Here is an 892-nt window from a genome sequence, read left to right as displayed (position 1 = left end):
GTCCGGCAAGATCGTCACCTCCGATGGCGACCTCGTCACCAAGGCCTGACGTTCTAGTCAGCTAGAGCACAGCACCACCTAGCAGGGCCCGGCATTCGTGCCGGGCCCTGCTCTGCGTTGTGCTCACGATCCAGCTCGGTTCCGGCGGCTCAGGAGGTCCTGGAGGGGCCAGCGTGAGAGCGCGGAAGCCCGACGGCATGGAAGGTTCGGGGCTCAAAGCATGACGGGAAAGCGGGTCGATCCCAACTGTCAGTGAAGATCCGGCGACTCTTCGGATCATGAATCCGGCTTCGAAGGGTGCCGGCGGCGGCCCGTGGACGCGACTTCGGCTCCGTGAGGGGCGCTTAGACGTAGCCAGACCCGGATCGGCTCCATCGGTTCCATGTGATCTGCGTCACACTGCATGCGGCCGGAGCCGACGGCGGTTCACTTTGTTCACACAGGAACCACTCGGGAGGGACCCATCCTGATCTGCGAGTAAGGCCGGAAGTTGCATGTCTCTGACAGGAACTGTCCGCCTAGCTGGAGGGTTACGAAAAGGTCACGCGCGGGCGAAGGTCAAAATTCCCCTCGAATCGCCCCCACAGACGAAGATCCTCTCGCTATCTTCTGGTTATCCCTTTACTGACGCATGGGGCGCAAGATGCGTTCCACGACAGGCCCAGGAGTTTTCTGTGAACACCCGAGTTAAGCGTCTCGCCCTCCCCATCGGCGGGGCCCTCGCCGCCACGAGCATGATCGGCGCCACCCTGGTCACCTCGGCCGGCGCGACGACCGCCCCCCTCAAGAAGGTCGTCTCCCTCTCCTCGGCGTCCAGCGCGCAGAAGATCCAGAACTTCTGGACCGCCAACGGTGGCGCTGCGCTGAAGGCTGCCACTCAGGCCACCAGCGA

At 63.6% G+C, this 892-nt stretch carries 1 pseudogene; it reads left to right on the top strand.

The annotated features are described in order from the left end of the window. Positions 1 to 674: 674 nt before the first annotated feature. Positions 675 to 892 (top strand): annotated as a pseudogene (locus ABD810_RS34850) (trypsin-like serine peptidase); the annotation flags it as partial.

The organism is Sphaerisporangium flaviroseum, from assembly GCF_039537005.1.
GTDB classification, from domain to species: Bacteria; Actinomycetota; Actinomycetes; order Streptosporangiales; family Streptosporangiaceae; genus Sphaerisporangium; species Sphaerisporangium flaviroseum.
This window is presented reverse-complemented; position numbering and strand designations above follow the sequence as displayed.